Origin of the sequence: Blautia sp. TF10-30, from assembly GCF_003481245.1 — a bacterium.
GTDB lineage: Bacteria > Bacillota > Clostridia > Lachnospirales > Lachnospiraceae > Fusicatenibacter > Fusicatenibacter saccharivorans.
The window spans coordinates 64,818-83,050 of the sequence record NZ_QUKM01000014.1; the positions used below are offsets into that span (position 1 = coordinate 64,818).

The 18,233-nt window shown below is 44.5% G+C and carries 16 protein-coding genes and 1 pseudogene; all 17 read right to left on the bottom strand.

Features of this window, described 5'->3' with window-relative positions; all coding sequences use genetic code 11:
• Position 1: 1 nt before the first annotated feature.
• The 17 genes and pseudogenes from DXD02_RS12315 to DXD02_RS12395 all read right to left on the bottom strand — a co-directional run bounded on the left by DXD02_RS12315 (position 2) and on the right by DXD02_RS12395 (position 18,132).
• Entirely contained in the window at positions 2–304 is a 303-nt protein-coding gene (locus tag DXD02_RS12315) for a helix-turn-helix domain-containing protein (protein WP_055220202.1), read from the bottom strand.
• Between the two features lie 317 nt (positions 305–621).
• Positions 622–1,995, bottom strand: coding sequence for an MATE family efflux transporter (locus DXD02_RS12320; RefSeq protein WP_118666912.1), 1,374 nt, complete (start codon positions 1,993–1,995; stop codon positions 622–624).
• Between the two features lie 170 nt (positions 1,996–2,165).
• A complete protein-coding gene (bilS, locus tag DXD02_RS12325) occupies positions 2,166–2,663 on the bottom strand; it encodes a flavodoxin family protein BilS (RefSeq protein ID WP_118666913.1) in 498 nt (165 codons plus the stop codon).
• 202 nt (positions 2,664–2,865) lie between these two features.
• Positions 2,866–3,288 (bottom strand): PPC domain-containing DNA-binding protein, encoded by a 423-nt coding sequence (locus tag DXD02_RS12330; RefSeq protein WP_055228550.1) that lies wholly within the window; start codon positions 3,286–3,288, stop codon positions 2,866–2,868.
• A gap of 55 nt (positions 3,289–3,343) precedes the next feature.
• Positions 3,344–3,916: a DUF6553 family protein gene (locus DXD02_RS12335; protein WP_118666914.1), complete on the bottom strand. Its 573-nt coding sequence runs from the start codon at positions 3,914–3,916 to the stop codon at positions 3,344–3,346.
• A gap of 119 nt (positions 3,917–4,035) precedes the next feature.
• On the bottom strand, positions 4,036–5,085 hold the full coding sequence (locus tag DXD02_RS12340; protein WP_319638367.1) for a galactose ABC transporter substrate-binding protein: 1,050 nt from the start codon (positions 5,083–5,085) through the stop codon (positions 4,036–4,038).
• Between the two features lie 13 nt (positions 5,086–5,098).
• Positions 5,099–6,049 (bottom strand): substrate-binding domain-containing protein, encoded by a 951-nt coding sequence (locus DXD02_RS12345; RefSeq protein WP_118601136.1) that lies wholly within the window; start codon positions 6,047–6,049, stop codon positions 5,099–5,101.
• Positions 6,046–7,881 (bottom strand): cache domain-containing sensor histidine kinase, encoded by a 1,836-nt coding sequence (locus tag DXD02_RS12350; protein WP_118666915.1) that lies wholly within the window; start codon positions 7,879–7,881, stop codon positions 6,046–6,048. Before DXD02_RS12350 ends, DXD02_RS12345 begins: the two co-directional genes overlap by 4 nt.
• Positions 7,882–7,904: 23 nt before the next feature.
• Positions 7,905–9,503 carry a response regulator gene (locus DXD02_RS12355; RefSeq protein WP_055267740.1) on the bottom strand — a complete coding sequence of 533 codons (1,599 nt, stop codon included), beginning with the start codon at positions 9,501–9,503 and terminating at the stop codon, positions 7,905–7,907.
• Positions 9,504–9,675: 172 nt separating this feature from the next.
• Positions 9,676–11,328 (bottom strand): galactose/methyl galactoside ABC transporter permease MglC, encoded by a 1,653-nt coding sequence (locus DXD02_RS12360; RefSeq protein WP_117510117.1) that lies wholly within the window; start codon positions 11,326–11,328, stop codon positions 9,676–9,678.
• A gap of 17 nt (positions 11,329–11,345) precedes the next feature.
• Positions 11,346–12,854: a sugar ABC transporter ATP-binding protein gene (locus DXD02_RS12365; RefSeq protein WP_055228555.1), complete on the bottom strand. Its 1,509-nt coding sequence runs from the start codon at positions 12,852–12,854 to the stop codon at positions 11,346–11,348.
• A gap of 147 nt (positions 12,855–13,001) precedes the next feature.
• Positions 13,002–14,306: a substrate-binding domain-containing protein gene (locus DXD02_RS12370; RefSeq protein WP_055228556.1), complete on the bottom strand. Its 1,305-nt coding sequence runs from the start codon at positions 14,304–14,306 to the stop codon at positions 13,002–13,004.
• Between the two features lie 343 nt (positions 14,307–14,649).
• Positions 14,650–16,011, bottom strand: a complete 1,362-nt coding sequence (locus DXD02_RS12375; protein ID WP_117761998.1) for an MATE family efflux transporter — start codon at positions 16,009–16,011, stop codon at positions 14,650–14,652.
• Positions 16,012–16,238: 227 nt separating this feature from the next.
• Positions 16,239–16,952, bottom strand: coding sequence for a metallophosphoesterase (locus tag DXD02_RS12380; RefSeq protein WP_118666916.1), 714 nt, complete (start codon positions 16,950–16,952; stop codon positions 16,239–16,241).
• Between the two features lie 22 nt (positions 16,953–16,974).
• A pseudogene (locus DXD02_RS12385) lies at positions 16,975–17,094 on the bottom strand (ferritin family protein); the annotation flags it as partial.
• A 5-nt stretch (positions 17,095–17,099) separates the two neighbouring features.
• Positions 17,100–17,732: a flavin reductase gene (locus tag DXD02_RS12390; RefSeq protein ID WP_117510121.1), complete on the bottom strand. Its 633-nt coding sequence runs from the start codon at positions 17,730–17,732 to the stop codon at positions 17,100–17,102.
• Complete coding sequence (locus tag DXD02_RS12395; protein ID WP_055225693.1) at positions 17,725–18,132, bottom strand: Fur family transcriptional regulator; 408 nt, start codon at positions 18,130–18,132, stop codon at positions 17,725–17,727. The genes DXD02_RS12390 and DXD02_RS12395 overlap by 8 nt, the downstream gene beginning before the upstream one ends.
• Between the last annotated feature and the right edge of the window lie 101 nt (positions 18,133–18,233).

An 18,233-nucleotide genomic window follows, 5' to 3' on the forward strand; every position in this document is an offset into this window, starting at 1 on the left:
GTCAACGGAGCCGGTGGAGACTTTCCTGCCACCGTTGTGTGTAGTTTAAAATTATCCTGAAGCGAGGAATATCCCCGTCAATGACGAGGATATCTTCGATGCTTGTGTTTAATAATCTGCTTAAAATGAGAAAGTTGTCCAGACTTGGCAGGCACTTGCCGGAAATCCATTTATAGACCGCCTGTGGATTTTCAAAACCCATGGCATTCTGAATGTCTCTCACGGTGTATCCGCTTTCACGAAGAAGGGATTTGATGCGGCTGCCAGTTTCTTTCTGCTGGATTGACAAATAAATTGGTTCCATCCTGCACCTCCATATGTTTAAGCCATCCCGAAACACAGTTTTATCTTATCATCCGGTACTGGAAAAATCCAGTTTTTTCTTCCTGTTTCTACACAACCCGAATGATCTGTTCGTACAAAAGGATTTTCTTTTCATCTACATTCCGATTGTCGTGTGCTGCAAGATTGTTCCGTCCCTCTTCCATCTCTTCTTCGGATGCAAGCTCCTCTTTCCACCAGCTCAGGTGATTGATCCGGTACGGCTTCCAGCCGCGGTCAAAAATCTCATCTCAACGACTCTCTTGCATATGCGCTTTCCTTTTTACCGGAAGAAGATGTTTAGCTCTCCTGTTTCTTTTCTTCTATCAAATGATGATTCAGCCATTTTCCTGATTTGAACCGGATGGTAAAGAGAATGGACCGCAGGCTCCAGTCTGCCGCCATACCGATCCAGACCGCAATCGGGCCGAATCCCCATACGCGGCACAGGTAAATACAGAGACTCACACGGCACAGCCACATCGTACAGCAGGACGTGATCATGGAGAAATTTACATCTCCCGCGGCCCGCATGCCGTATCCCGGGACAAACGCCATGACCCAGCAGAGCGGCTTTACAATCGTGATAAAGATCATCATCTGCATGCAGAGCTTTGCACTCTCTGCCTCCATACCGCCGATCATCGTAATCGGTTTTGTCAGCACAAATACCAGCAGACAGCTTGCAACGATAACCACTTCTGACAGCCAGCACAGTTTTTTAATATAGTAGATTGCTTCATCCTTCCGGCCCGCGCCGAGACACTGACCGACTACCGTCATCAGTCCGATGCCGACACCGATCGCAGCGACACCGTTCAGGTTCTCAAGGATGTTCGTCATCGCCTGCGCGGCAATGGCAACCGTGCCAAGTGTGGACACAGTGGACTGAATCGCCAGCTTTCCAAACTGGAACATACTGTTCTCGATTCCCGATGGGATACCGATGAACAGTATTTTTTTGATCAAACCAAAGTCCGGCCGAATGGAAAGATACTGCTTCACAAAAATCGGTTTGCTTTCATCCCGAAGCTTCCACAGTACGACAACCGCACAGAAAATACGCGAAATTAAAGTCGAAATCGCGGCTCCTTCGACACCCATGTGGAAGCCGAAAATAAGAATGGCATTTCCGCCGATGTTCATAAAGTTGGAAATCACCGAAATCACCATCGGACTGCGGCTGTTGTTCTGCGCCCGCAGAATCGATGCGCCCGCATCGTAAAGACCGATAAACGGGAATGACAGCAGCGTAAACAGGAAATACACCTGTGAATTTTTCATAACATCCGCTTCCACTGCCCCGAAAATCACGCGCAGCAGCGGAACACGGAAAATCAGACAGCCCGCGGATAATGCGACGGACAAAACTGTCATAACAAAAAGCACCTGTTGTGCCGAACGGATTGCTCCATCCCGTTTTTCGCTTCCAATATACTGCGAACAGAGAATCGCTCCTCCTGCCGCCAGCGCAGAAAGCGCCTGAATGACTAAGATATTAATGGAATCCACCAACGAGACTGCCGAAATTGCGGCAGACCCGACATTGCTGACCATCATCGTGTCGACAGTTCCCATCAGGGAAGAAAGTAACTGTTCAATGATGATCGGAATTAAAAGCTTGCGAAGATCCGTGTTACTGTATAAATGAGTTTGTTTTGTTGTAGTTTTCATTGTTTTTACTTCTGCATGACCTCATCTGCCGGATATGCTTTGCCAGCCCTGCCTTTTCCACACCTTTCTTTTTTCTCTCCATTCTATTCCATTTGACGACCCATTGCAATCATTTCGCGAATTTTGCTCTTATCTGATTATTTTTATCAAGCACAACATACTTTTCTATCTCATAATGACTTTTTCAGTCTTTCCAAATCTTCGCTGTCCGGATGTGACAAAGCACGGTCAAAATTCTGAATCAGCAGATCAAGATTGGCCGGATGTTCCGGGTTTTCTTTCATTTTCATATACCGTTCGCGCACAGACTGTGGCATCTTTCCCTGGCACATATACTCACCGATGACCGTATTGCTTGCATCGATCGACTGTTTGACTTGTCCGAGAATCTTTTCAAAATAGGCATCACTTCCGCCAAATCCAGCTGTTCCAAACAGGAAAATCTTTTTATTTTTTAATTTCGACAACAATTCTAATGTCTTTTGGTCCGCATTCCCTTTGTCCGTCCAAAATCCGATATAGCATACGTCGGATTGCGGTACCTGCGAATCGTTTGTGCCAAAATAATCGCATTTGTCCTTTGGCAACGTTTCATAGATTACATCAGCCAGCTTCTTTGTATTACCCGTTAAGCTGCAAAACAGGATCGAATAATGTTCTTTTATCATAGCCCATACACCTCCAGTTCAGGTATTTATGTGGAAAATCCACTTTTTCGTAAATTGTATTATCTCTTCAGATCACATCTCGATTTCGCTTACGCTGCATCCCGATGTTGCTTCTCACTATTTCCTCTCAGGCTTTTAAGTCAAGCGGATATTCGCAATCCGCTTCGCTACTTGCTCATAACCGAATAGCTGCTTTGCAGCTTCAGTTAAACTTAAAAATATTAAGTCCGGTTTCTTCATCATGAACTCTGTCCACTCTTCCGTCAATTACCGTGATGACCAGCTCACAGGTTGCACTGACAATCGCTCTGTTCAGATGTCCTCCAAACACCTCGCCCTTCTGATTTCCGGCACTCATATGAAGATGTGCATAATATTCTCCATCCATTGTATTGATTGTACCTGTCAGTGATGTAATTTCATAATACCCCTGGAAGCTGTTTGAATAATATTTCTTTTCGTCTGTCTTGTATACTCCGACTGTGAAATCATTGATCGCTCCAAGAGCCTGGACACTGGCAAGCTTTATATTCTCCTTTATGGCAATTACCCTCAGCTGCTCCAATATTTCTTCGTCTTTGTCAATCCTTGCTACTATAACATTGTCAAATTTTCTGTATTCCATTTTATTCTCCTTTCTCTTTCCGCCCGGTCACTTTTCAGACATTACTGCAATAACCTCAATATTTATTCAGAAAATGCTCCCTGTTCGGATACTCCTGCCGATATGCCCGGAGGGCGGCTTCCCGGAGCAGGATGAATTCTTTTTCCATGTGAAGCAGGCGTGGTGCCTTGAACGCGATCACACTGATCTGTTCGGCGATTTTTTTCGCGATTCCTTCTTCGGACAATTGTCCCATGCCGAATACCAGAGAGGTAAATCCTCTGCCTCCTCTGCTGACCTGAATAAATTTCAGGAATACATTGTACAGTTCATCTGCAAGAATTTTCTGGTATCCCTCATCTGACTGCATGGCTTCCGCCAGACACAACGTAGAGAGAATCCGGGCTCCCATCTTTCTTCTGTCGCCTCCCGGATCCAGAGAGGTTCCTTCCGCCAGATACTTCAGTTCCATCAGGCATTTGACAAATTCATCCTTCTGGAGCCTGCGTTGTCCGTATCGGGCCGTCCAGAGCCGAGCCCGGTATTCTTCTTCCCAGGCTTCCTCCTCTCCGATATGTTCTTTTAAGATCTGCTGCCGTTTCGCCGGATCTGTCTCCTGATAAAAATCTTTGGTCCATGTATGTTCCATCTGTTTTTCCTCATTCTGTCAGGCGGATATTCGCAATCCGCTTCGCTGCTTGCTTGATTGGTTTAAAATAAAGACACGTCTTTACTTACTCTTTCTGCCTGCAAACGCAGTCTTCCTGCTTACATTCCGGAGTGGGAAATCGTCTCTTCTGCGTTCAGGTACTCATCGATGTTGCTGCCGTCTACCTTCTGATATTCTGAAAAATAATACCGGCCTTCTTTCAGGCTTTCCTGGTCAAATTCCTCTCCCTCGAACAGCTCCACTGCCATTTTCGCCATTTTCTTTGCCTGATCCACTCTGTCATTTAGGATGCTGCCCTGCATCTCTCCTGCCTTTACGGCTTCCAGAGCCTCTTCCAGGCCATCAATTCCGAAGATCACCGGCCATTCTTCACGGACATAGCCTGCTTTCCGATAGGCCTCCACAGCCCCAAGTGCCATCTCATCGTTGTTGGACATAACAAGTTCAATCTTTTTTCCGTACTGGCTGATCAGACGGTTCATGCGGTTTTCCGCCTGTCCCCGGTTCCAGTCCGCTAACTGATAGCTTAGCTTTTCCAGTATAACATCATTCTTCATCAGTGTCTTTACGGAATACTCTGTTCTGCTGATGGCATCCTGATGGCCTGCTTCTCCTTCCAGAAGCACGTATTGGATCTTTCCATCCTGATTTTTATCGACTTCCGGATGGCTCTTGATGTATTCTTCTGCAATCTCGCCCTGCATAATCCCGGACTGTTCTGCATCACAGCCCACATAATACAGCTTTTCCCACTGCATCAGGTCTTCCCTTACCGGTTCCCTGTTAAAAAAGATCACAGGAATGTCTTCATTCCTTGCCATTCGGATGATCCGGGACGGAGCTGTCCGGTCCACAAGATTGATACAGAGCACATCACAGCCGGCATCAATCATCTCTTCCACCTTTTCGTTCTGTTCCTGCTGATCGTCGTTTCCGCTTTTTGTCGATACGATAATCCTTCGTTCTTTGTTTTCCATGGCTTTCAGCTGCGCCTTCAGTTCATCCGTCAATCCATTGATAAAAGGATCATCCTGAGTGTAGGTTATCACTCCGACCCGCAGGGTTTTCTCTGTCTGGTCCGACTTGCCGGAACACCCCGACAGCACAAGCACCGCACTCCCTATCGTGGCAGATAATAATACTGCCACCCTTCTTTTCTTTTTATTCATAGGAATATAAAAACCTTTCTAAATCTTCGTCCATAGAGAAATTTTCCTTGCCAAGTACCTGATATTCGGTTATATATCCTTGCATTTTATAAGACCTGTGCTCGATCCTTTTGGTTATTTCTTCCACACTTTTATAGCCGATTTCATATCCGTCCGGCACAGCCAGCCCCTGAATGTTTCCGTTATCCAGAAGTGCAATTGTCTTCAGACTGTAACCCACTCCATAGAGCTCCGCGCCCTCGTATGTTCCATTTTCTGCCTGCTCTCCAAACTCTTCCAATATTCCTGCATCCAGGATGACAAGAGCATCCGCCTCTGTTTCCTTCTTCATCCGCTCCACAATGTCCTGTTCTTTTCTCCGGTAAATACACCAGCTGATCTTGCTTTCGCTGCCTTCCAGCGCCTCGTTCAATCCACAAATCTCCGCCTGTACAGCCTCGGACATTTTCCAGTCGGCGATAATTCCGATCTTCTGCTTTTTTGTTCTCAGCCGTTCTCCCAGCCATCTTCCGATCTCCCGGTAATCCGGCTGGATCGTGGGACTGGCAGTTTCCCCTTCTTTTACCGCCAGACCATCTGCAATCAGCAGATACGGTTTCTTTCCACACTCTTTTTTCAGCATATTTTCCGTCTCATGACCGGGTGCCGGATATATGATAAAGCCATCAATATCGTTGTCCTTCTGTTCCCTGATAAATTCTCTTTCCGCCTCCGGCCCGTCGATCTCTTCCGTATTGCAGATGATCATATGAACGTTGTTCTCTGCCGCAGCCTGCTTCATTCCCTTGATCAGGGCATCCCAGCGTTTGTCACCGGACTCCGGAAGAATCACCGCAATCCGGGGCTCTGCTACGTTCTGATCGAAAATCTTCCATACAAAGAATACTGCCAGCAGCAGCAAAAGAAACTCAATTATAAGAAATTTCATTCTGTTCTTTTTCATCCGCCCGGTCTCCTCTGTATGTATTTTTGTAATTCCAATGCTTCTGCGTTTTCCGGTGTATATGGGATTGCCGGAATACGGATCGTAACCCTTGTTCCTTCGTCCGGTTCGCTTTCTATGGAAAGTCCGTATTCTTCGCCAAACATCAGCCGGATTCTGGAATGCACATTGATTACGCCCACACCGGAACCATGCTTCGGAACCTTGCTGTTATCCGTCAGAATATTTTCCAGGACTTCTTCCCGCATGCCCATCCCATTGTCTTCGATGGTGATCAGAATGTCCTCGTCTTTCTTTTTTCCGCTGACGATGATCATGCCGCCATCATCCTCATCCATATTGCCAACGCCATAATAGATGGCATTTTCCAGGATGGGCTGGATCACCAGCTTTACGATGCAGCAGTTTTCGATCTCTTCCTCGATTCGGAATTCTGTTTTAAACCGCTCTTTGTACCGGGCCAGCTGGATATTCATATAGCTTCTGCTGTGCTGCAGCTCATCCTTAATGGGAATGATGGTCTTACCGCGGGATAGACTGACACGAAGTAATTTTGCCAGTTCAGAAATCATACGAACCGCTGCTTCATTTTCCTGGGCTTCCACCATCCACGTGATGGATTCCAGTGTATTATACAGAAAATGGGGGTTGATCTGGCTTTGCAGGGCATCCAGTTCACTTTTTCTTCGTTCATTTTGCTGCCGGATGATCTCGTCCATCAGTTTTTCGATCTGTTCATAGGACTTCTGCACAGAATGTCCCAGATGGCGGATCTCCGAGGAGCCGCCGATATAGATATCCGGTTTTCCTCCTGCCTCGTGGGCCTTGACGGAAGCATCCAGCTCCCGGATCGGTTTGGATATCTTCCGGGAAACCAGCTGGTTTCCCTCCAAAAGCATGACCATAAGAACCAGAACAGTAGCAAATACATAGTAACGGAAGTTCTTGTAGTTTGCCGCCTGCACACTCTCCGGCACAACACCGATCATTTTCCAGCCTGTATAGGCTACGCTGCCGACGATCACGGTCTCGTTCTGACCGCCGGAACGGATCTCGTAGGTTCCGTCCTCGTATTTTGCCGCGTCCAGACTGTTTTCTTCAAATAATCCGCGGTTTAACTCCGTTCCCCGTGGATGATAGATCATCTCTCCGTCCTGACTGGTCAGATAATAGTAGATTCCGCCGGAACAGTCATTGATCTGCTTCATCACGTCCCTGATCACAGAATATTTCATATCCAGTAAAAGAATACCGGTTTCCGGTGTCTCTCCCTTGTTGACATCTACATACCTGCTCAGGGAAACTACCCATTGGTACCGATAAGAGCCGTCCTCAAACAGCTCCTGGATATGCGGTGTGGAAAAGTGTATATTTTCAATGGCATCTTCCGCATTTTTATACCATTCCTGCGTCTGCACCTTCACATTTTTCTTTTCTGCCGCCACCGGCTCCGATGCAATCAGATTTCCTTTGGGGTCATACAAAGCCAGGCTCTGGATCTTATCGGAGTTGGTCTCATAGAGCAGACTGAACTGCTCCGAGAATTCCCCGCTGGATATATCAAACTGCTGGACCACGTTGTAGTTTGCCCCGTTTATAATCTGCCGGATATCCAGCAGGTCTGCATCTAACCGGTCCACGGTAGCCTCTACAGTAGCTTCCGTGTTGTCCACTGCTGTTTTTTCCAATGCCAGCTTGAATCGATGGTAAAGCAGCAATCCCATTACAATGATCGTAACCAGTGAAATCGCCATAAGAACAGACAGGATAATCGACTGTATGTTAAATGCAATATTCTTCCGGGAATCCGGCTTTCTTTTTCTATCTTTCATGTATTTTCCCTTTCACCTGTTCCCTATTTTCCGGAAGCTCTGTATTTGGAAGGGGAAACACCGAATTTCTTTTTGAATACATAGCTGAAGTAGTTCGCATCCTGATATCCCACTTTTTCTGCGATCTTATAGCTTTTTTCATCGGTGTTCAGCACCATTTCTTCTGCCCTGTCCATTCGGTAATCGGTAAGATAGGAGACAAAGGACTGACCGGTTTCCTTTTTAAAGATGGACGAAAAGTAAGAATTGGACACACCAAGATCTGCGCACACATCATCCAGCGAGAGCGCCGGTTCCATATATCTGTCTTTTACGATGTTCTGTGCATCGGTGATGATCCGTCTGGAGGTACTGTTTCTGGTACTTCTCAGTTTTTCGCTGATCGCCATAGACATATTGATGATCCAGTTTGTCATAGAGCTTTCATCCAACTGAGTCACTCTTTCATAAAGGTTCTGTACATTTCCGGAAATTTCATTGAAATCCATGGAATTATTGGCACAGAATTTGAAAAATCCGCTGACAATCTCCATGGTAGCCAGATTGTACTGGCTGATGGTGGCTGCATTCTTATGGAGCTTTTCTGTCTCTTTGATGGCTTCTTTCCGGATCTTCTCCTGATCCCCTACATGGATGGCACGAAACAGCTCCTGCATCCTTGTCTCTTCTAAGGGAACCGCCTTTTTTGACTCTTTAGGAACGATCTCCGCGATATTGATGGCTCGTTTCGTTCCGTACAGGACACGATAGGATACCGCCTCTCTGGCTCCCTCGTAGGAAATACTGATGTCGTACAGACTGTTGCAGACGGTTCCGATCCCTGCGGTAACCGCCGCCCCCATAATTCTCCATGCCCAGCGGCAGAACCGGTCACACTTGTCCGTCAATTGAGCTATCTCATCTTCTGAATGGAGTTCCATAATCAGAATGGTATTACCCATATAAATGAATTCCTGGCAATTACAGTTCTCCATCAGCCGCTGTTTGATCTCCCGTTCCACGGACATGGATAATAATAAGGGATTCATCCCATCCGGCACATCATTTTCCGAGGTATGAAAGATAATGCAGCAAAACAAAGGTCCCTTCATATCCACCTGATAATCCAAAAGGAATCGTTCATAGTCCTCTTCTCTGACTCTTCCTTCAATCAGGGAAATGAAGAAATTGGACTGCAGCTTTGGTAATACCTCCTGGAAATAGTCTTCCAGTTTTTTTACATTTAACTTTTCTTCCCGTTCCCTGTCCAGTGTTGTTTTCAGCTTCATCAGGCTCTCTGACAGCTCGGTGGCGCTGATGGGTTTCAGCATATATTCCTTAATCTCCAGATGGACGGCCTCTTTCGCATACTCGAATTCGTCAAAGCCGGTGCAAAGCATAATGTAAATATTAGGATAGTCCTGGTTCAGTTTTCTTGCCAGCTCCAGTCCATCCATGTAAGGCATTTTAATGTCCGTCAGTACCACATCCGGCTGAAGTTTTTCCACCAGCTCCAAAGCCTTCACGCCGTTGGTGGCACTTCCCACTACGTCAAATCCCAGATCATTCCAATGGATCTTTTTTTTCATAACATCGATGACCTCTACTTCATCATCGACAAGAATCACTTTATATTGTTCCATTCTTATCCCCCTGTTTTCCGGAGTACGTTGTTGTTCCTTCATTATAGCAGAAGATTGCTCTCTGCTGAATGAATAGTTACAAAAATTTTTGCCAGAACAGAATAAAAGACCGCCCTAGTCATCCATCGGACGACCGGGCTGTCTTATATTCTATCTGTTTATGAATCTTTCATTATTTTTTCTGTACATATTTCAGACAGTCAAGTGTTACAGCTGCCAGAATAATGATACCTTCGAAGATGAACTGAAGGTTGGTATCAATACCCAGAATCGTCAGGGCATATGTCAGGGAGGTAAAGATCAGTACACCGGTTACAACTCCGGAGATCTTACCGATACCACCGGTAAAGGATACACCACCAACTACGCAGGCTGCGATGGCATCCATATCCCATCCCTGTCCGTAAGCTGCACTACCGGAACCAACCATACGGTTACATTCCAGCCAGGAACCGAAGCCATACAGGATACCTGCCAGCATAAATGCTCCCATTGTTACTTTAAATACAGAGATACCGGATACTGCTGCCGCTTCCGGGTTTCCACCTACCGCATACAGGTTTTTGCCAAAAGTTGTTTTGTTCCAGATAAACCATACAATGGCAACTGCTGCAACAGCCCACAGAATGATGGTCGGGAATTTTCCGATCTGCGGAATGAAAGTATTCGGGATGGCAGAATCAATCGCACCGAAGGATACACCCTTGGTCGCATAGGTAACCAGACCGAAGATGATCAGCATGTTCGCCATGGTAGAGATAAACGGATGCATTTTGAATCTCGCCATGAAGAATCCGGCAATCATGGCAAATGCTGTCGTAAGGATTACACACATTAACAGTGCAAACAGTGCTTTCGCTGTAGCAGGCATAGCGGAGAAGTCAAATACATGTCCGAATACGGCACCTGTATTGATTCCGTTATGCATGATGATGGTTGCTGTAACCATACCCATACCAACCATACGTCCCACAGAAAGGTCGGTACCTGTTAACAGGATCAGACCGGCAACACCAAGTGCAAGGAACATACGCGGGGATGCCTGCTGTAAGATATTCAGGATGTTGGTAACAGTCAGCAGCTGTGTATTTTTAACGATCGGTGTGATGATACACAGTGCGATGAAGATCAGAATGATTACGATATACAGACCGTTTTTGTACAGGAACTGAGATAAATCGAAGGTATATCTGTAATTTTCCAGTTTCTGTATTCTCTGCTGCGGGAATGTAAATTTGGAAGCCCGCAACAGGTCGATCAGGTGATATTTATGCATGAATGCTTCATGTCTTCTGTCCTTGATCTCCTGAAGCTTCGATTCGTGAGCCATCTGTGCATCAAACAATTTATTTTTGAGCACATATTTCTCAGCCTTAATCTCTTCTGCATCCTTCAGAGAAGCAACCTTTTTCTGATGCTCGCTCTTTAGATCTGCTTTGACCTTCTCATATCTGCTGTTTTCTTCTGCTTTTGCAGCTTTGCAGCTTTTGTTTACTACGTCGTAATAATCCTTTTTGTAATGCGCGGCCAGATAGCTTTCTGCCTCTGCGATCAGCTTTTTGATTTCTTCTTTGTTGTCTGCTTCTACTTTTTTTGCATTTTCCAGCTCTTTTTTGCTGTTTTCAATGATCTTATCTCTCTGTGTTGCGGATAAGTTCTTGTTTTCTTTTGCGATCGCGATCTGTTTTTTCAGATCGCTCACTTTGTCAAAGCCGTCTGCACGTAATGCATCGATTTTTTTCTGGATTTCTTCCACATATTCATCGATCGGCTTCAAAAGCTTTGCTTCTTCTTCCGACGAAATAATAACGCTGTTTTCTGCCATTTCCAATTTTCCTCCTGTTACAGGTATTTAGCACTGAGTCTCAATAATTCTTCCTGGTTTGTTTCTTTGGTATTTACGATTCCGGCCAGACGTCCGTTAGACATAACACCGATTCGGTTGGTAATACCAAGAATCTCCGGCATTTCGGAAGAAACAACGATGATTGTTTTTCCCTGTTTCGCCATATTGATAATCAGTTCATAAATTTCATATTTTGCTCCAACATCAATTCCTCGTGTCGGGTCATCCATCATGAATACGCTCGGTGAACGCTCCAGCCATTTACCAAAGATGACCTTCTGCTGATTACCACCGGAAAGGTTGGCGATCATATCATCCGGTCCCATACATTTTGTATGCATGATCTTGATTTCTTCAGCCGTTGCACGCACCATCTTGTCATGCGATAATGCGACTCCGCTCTTATAATGCTTCATATTCGCAATGGTAGTATTGAATGTAATATCGCCCTTCAGGAACAGACCATTGGCTTTTCTTTCCTCTGTAATCAGAGCAAATCCGTGATCCATAGCATCTTTCGGGGAGGAGAAGTTCAGTACTTTTCCATCATATACGATATTTCCTTCTGCTTTTGTACGAATTCCGAAGATTGTCTCCAGAAGTTCCGTACGACCGGCCCCGACCAGACCATAGAATCCGAAAATTTCTCCTTTTTTGATATCAAAGGAAATATTCTGCAGTTTCGGTGCATATTTTGTTGATATATTCTGTACGGAAAGAATAGTTTCTCCCGGTGTATTGTCTACAGGCGGAAATCTGTTGTCCAGAGAACGTCCAACCATGGCGGCGATCAGTTCGTTCATATCCGTTTCTTTACTTGGCTTGGTCATGACCAGGCTTCCGTCTCGCAGTACGGATATTTCGTCACAGATTTCAAATATTTCATCCATTTTATGTGAAATGTAGATCAGAGCAATTCCCTGCGCCTTCAGCTGACGCATCATCTTAAAGAGTTTTTCAACCTCCGGTGCAGTCAGGGATGATGTAGGTTCATCCAGTACAATGACTTTGGAATGATAGGAAATCGCTTTTGCGATCTCACACATCTGTCTCTGAGATACAGACATTTTCTTCATTGGCTGCGTCAGATCAACTGTAATTCCCAGTTTTCTGAACAGGTCTGATGTTTCTTTTTTCATTCTTCCTTCGTCGATCACTCCAACGGAATTCTTTGGGTATCTTCCAAGGAACATGTTATCTACAACACTTCTTTCAAGACACTGGTTCAACTCCTGGTGTACCATTGCCACTCCGTTTTCCAGTGCATCCTTCGGGCCGGAGAAATTCACTTCTTTTCCGTCCAGTACGATGGTTCCTTCATCTTTCTGATAGGTTCCAAAGAGGCATTTCATCATTGTCGATTTTCCGGCACCGTTTTCACCCATCAGTCCCATAATGGTTCCAGGTTTGACATTCATGCTGATATGTTTCAGAACCTTATTTCTACCGAACGATTTGCTCATGCCGTTAATCGATAAGATATATTTATTCTTATCATCTGTCATAGCTGCGCTTCCTTTTCTTAATAAAGAAGGGTATCATTGCTGACACCCCTCTATAATTTCATTCATTTACGGTAACGATTCAGAGACCTCATCTCGATTTCGCATGGCTCCGAATCGTCACCATTTACACTCTTATTCTGTCTCAGATTATTTGGAGAGAAGTGATGTATATGCTGCTGCATTATCGGTCTTAACCATGTTAATTGCAAAAGCATCATACTCGCTCGGGTTTCCAAGACGGTTTGTGATATTAGACTCTGTCTGTCCGTCTCCACCGATGTAATCTACCTTCAGGTTCAGCAGATCATCATATTTCTCCAGCAGTGGCTGATAGGTAGAGCTCAGGAAGTTATCCGATGCGTTGTAGATATTCAGCCATACTTTTTTGGATGGGCTCTTGCTTTCATCCAGCTGTTTTGCAACTTTATCGTAAACTTTTGTGGAATCTGTGAAATCGTTGTAGTTATCGGCTGTTACAGCAATATTTAATGCGTAGTAAGATCTCTCTTCTTCGCTGTATCTGTAATCCTCACCCTCTGTCAGGCAGTTGCCGGCTTCATCTGCTGTACCGATACCGGTATCAATGTCTACACCGTCCAGTGCGTTACGCAGAACTCTCAGTGTCAGGTAAGCCTGAACGTCTGCATGCTGAGAAATTGTTCCGCCATATCCTTCACCGATTGCTGCTACAGCATCGCTGTTTGCATCGTAACCGAAGGTAGGAACTTTGTTGTCTTTCGCCCATGCATTGAACATTGACATTCCCATACCATCGTTATTGGAAACTACAACATCGATCTGATCACCGAAGGAAGCTGTCCATGTTCCGATCGCGTTACCAGCTGTTGCAGCATCCCATGTTGCACCTGCTGAGTTTTTCATTTCCTGAGAAGCCAGCTCACGGATGGTATATGTTTTTCCGTCTACATCCAGAGTTGCATCCTGCACAACCTTTGCTTTTCCGTCTACGTTTGTTCCGGCCGGTGTAGAATCTACTCCGCCGTCTGCATCTACACCTGTTCCAAGTGCGGAACGAACACCACGTGTACGGGCGATAGAATCGTTATGTCCGATATCACCGATTGCCAGAACATATCCGATTACGCCGTCACCGTTTCTGTCGATCGTGTCTGCGTTTTTCTTGATGTAATCCAGAACCATCTGTCCCTGCAGTTCAGCACCCTGGTTTGCATCGAAACCTACATAATAAGTATTTCCGTTGAAGTTCAGAGCATCTTTGTCCAGTTCGCCGGTAGCACTGCTGGATGGCTGACGGTTGAACCAGCACAGAGGTTTGTCCTTGTTTTCTACGCTTCCGCCCGTTGATGCCGTAGAATCTGCTGTTTCTGTTTTCTGGGTAGAATCTTTAGACTCTGATGTGGATCCTCCACAACCAGCCATGGATACTGCCATAGCTACTGCCATAATTGCTGCTAATGCTTTTCTTTTCATTTTTATTCCTCCCGTTTGGTGATTTTGCTAGATTCGCTTCGTTCCTAGCTGATGAATTCATTATAATCACAAGCGGTCTGAAAAAAAATAGAATATTTTTGGATTAGTTATTGAAATTTTTGGTTATTTCTTGTCGTAATTCCCCAAAACTCCAAGAATCATGCAAAAAAGCAGTCCCACAGAGCGCAAATTACCGCATGACAGATTTTTGTCGTACCTCGGGTACGCCTTCCCATCTGTTTCCTGTAGTTTGCGTTCTGCAGCACTGCTTTTTTTGTATTATTTCTTACTTATGCTTTAAGCGGGGTAAGAGATCTAAAATCCTCTTGCAGGCGAGACTGCATCAGCTTTCTGACGTTTTAGCATCTTTATATTTTCGTATCAGAATCATATAGCTTATGATCAGTAAAACAGCCGCACTGCTCCATGCACAGATCTCGGCATAGTATATTCCCTCTTCGCCGATCCATTTCGGCAGCAGCAGCGCAACGCTGACACGCATCACAAATTCTGCAATGCCGCTGGCAAGCGGAATCAAAGTATTGCCCAGCCCCTGGATCGCGGAACGATACACATGCAGCAAATACAGTATCCACAAAAAGACAGCCATGATAAACAAATACTTATATGCAATATCTAATACCTGTCGGATCTGCTCCGGTTCACCGGATACAAACAGAGACAATATATTACGCCCAATCAGCACCATCATACCGGAAATGAAAACAGAAGTGAGCACTGCCATATACGTACCGCTGCGCACACCTTTTCGGATTCTCTGATATTTCTTTGCGCCAAGATTCTGCCCTACATACGTTGTAATCGCATATCCATAGGAAACGGCTGCCATCTCCAAAATTCCATACAGCTTGTTCGTTGCCGTAAATCCGGCTACAAACAGAAAGCCAAAGCCATTGATCACATACTGCACCGTAAGTCCTCCCACAGAAATGATCACGTTCTGTATGGCAAGAGGAGTCCCCAGCTTCAAAAGCCGCAGACTCATAGACGGCTGCCTGTAAAAATCCTCCTTTTCCAGTCGGATATCCCTGATTTTCCGTAATACAAGCAGACAGTACAAGGCTGAAAATCCCTGTGCAATAACAGTCGCCACGGCTGCTCCGGCTACGCCCCAGCCAAAAACTGCCACAAACAGCAGGTCAAGTCCCACATTGATCACTGCTGCCACGGTCATTGCAATCAATGGAGATCTGCTGTTTCCAAGTGCCCTTAAGATCGCCGCAAAGATATTATAGGCAGCTATAATCGGGACTCCCGCAAAAATCAGCCGCAAATATAGCATCGTCAGATCAATAACATTATCCGGTGTCTGCAAAAATAAAAGAACGTGATAAACTGCGCCTTCACTTACTGCAAGTACAATCACAGACAGTAATGCTGTCATAATATAGCTTTTCGCCACCGCACATTTCAGATTTTCCTTTTCCCCTGCTCCATAGTACTGCGATACAAGAATCGAAAAGCCCTGTGTGATACCTGTCATGATGCCCAGCACCAGCCAGACCAGCCAGTCTCCGGCGCCTACTGCCGCCAACGCTTCTACTCCTACCACCTGGCCAACAATCATGGTGTCCGCCATCGTATAAAACTGCTGGAAAATATTTCCGAGCATCAGTGGTATGGCAAACGTTATGATCAGTTTTCCGGGGGATCCCGCAGTCATATTCTTTTCATTTGTTCCCATAAGATTAAGAAGCTCCTTTTCTCTCTTTCTCCTCCTGCCGCTATTTTACAGGGGACCCTTGCGAAACACAATTCTATTTTTTCACAAAGTTTTTCCGATATTTTTGGTGGCTATTACTTTCTTTTGAGGTAAAAAGAGATTTTCGTTGGTTTTCCATTACAGAGTATGAAAAAGAAGCAGCGTATTTGAGACGCAGACATAATATGCATCCAATTACGTATCGGATTCTACATCTTAATTCCGCAGTATTCCCATGTCACTGTATCGAGCAAGAGGAACTCCTCTGTTCCAATTGGCTTTCCATCTCTGTAAGTTGAAAACACATCCGTGCTAATCAGATTTCCCTCTTTCGTAATTGCATCCATAGGTGTATGACCTACAACCTGCAACAACTTACGTGGCTTATATAATCTCATTTTTGAATGCTGTGGTCTCAGCCAGATCGGCGATGCATCATTCCACATCTCGATTCTTCCGAGCTGATTAATCGTCTCTAGCACAGCATCCACATCATTATATTTTGCTCGCGGAACATATTCCTCTACAAAGAAATTCAGTACGCCTCCATGAGAAAAGAGAACATTGCCTATTCTCTGAACATATTTAATGGGATTATCTTCTGGAACAGCCTCTCGCAAATCCAACAACTTTCTTTGCACTGTCAGTGAAGCCATGGAGCTATAACCGCTCTCCAGACAATGCCACAGATAACTCAAATCGTGATTCCCGTAGCACCAGGCTGTTTCCGGAAATGCTTTTGCAAACCGAATAGCCTCATCATAAGTTTCTTCATAAAGTCCGACATTATATTGCTTGTCCCAATCATCAGGGATGTCCATCAGACATACCGCTCGATCGGCAATTCCCTGATGCATAAGAGCTGTAGCCTGTTTAAACATCTGCGGTTTAAGATGAACATCAGGAATTACTAATATCTTCATACCATCATACCTTCTTATACTAACCTTCCTTTTTCGCTACAGAAGCAAAATAGGTATACTTATTTCTTGCCTGTGATTCCCCTGCAAATGCCTCCTGTAAATTCTTCTCTGTCTGTGTTCCTGCATATTCGTTTGCCGCCATCTCTTTTACCTCCGTTTCTTTACTACTTTTTCAAAATCTGATGCCGGGTGCTTGCACAAAGGACATATAAAGTCATCTGGTAATTCCTCGCCTACATATTCATATCCGCAAATTCTGCAACGCCATATTGTCTGACTGTCCTCTGTTTTTCCAACCTCCTGTGGCTTAGGCTTAATATTATTCTGATAATAATCATATGTTACTGAAGGAACATTGCTTAAAACTTCCATATCGGTTATCTCACCGATAAACATCGTATGTGAACCCAAGTCCTCTGTTTTAGTAACTGTCACAGAAATGTATGCATTTGTACCTTCTGTAATATAATAAATACCATTTGTGCCCCTGGCACACTGCTCAAATGCTTCAAACTTATTGGTATCCCTTCCTGATTGGAAGCCAAAATGTTTGAACAATTCAAATTGTGCCTTCTGACTTAAAACTGATACAGTAAATTTTCCGGTTCTTTGAATCATATCATGCGTATAATTTGCCTTATTTACACAGATACTTAACTGGTTTGGTTCCGAAGCTGCCTGAATGGCTGTATTAATGACGCATCCGTTATCTTTTTCTGCTTCTTTAGCGGTCAATATAAACAGTCCATAACTCAACTTATACATTGCTTTCCTATCCATGCTGTTCCTCCTTTACCTTCTCCCTGCATTTCGGGCAAATGCCTTTAAATGAAATATCATAATCCACAAATTCAATTCCATGAGTGTTATGAATTCTTTCCAGTAAATCCGGTATTTGATCCATATCCACATCAAAAATTTCACCGCACTTTATACATCTTACATGGTAATGATTTTTCAATGTAAAATCAAATCGGTTCGGTCCATTCGGAACTTCAACCTTTCTTAATGCACCTTCCTCTACCAATATATCAAGATTTCTATATACAGTTCCTTTTCCAATTGTTGGATATGCTTCTTTTATAAATTCATACACTTCATTTGCCGTAACGTGTCTTCTCATTTCGTATACGGTATTTCTTACGAGATCTTTTTGAATGGTATTTCTCCTACTTGTCATTCGTCCTCCTTATTAGGATTAGTTCTTAATAAGGATTATATACCACCATCCTCCTGCTGCCAATAAAAATAGTAATAATTCTCATTATTACAAAAACTGCC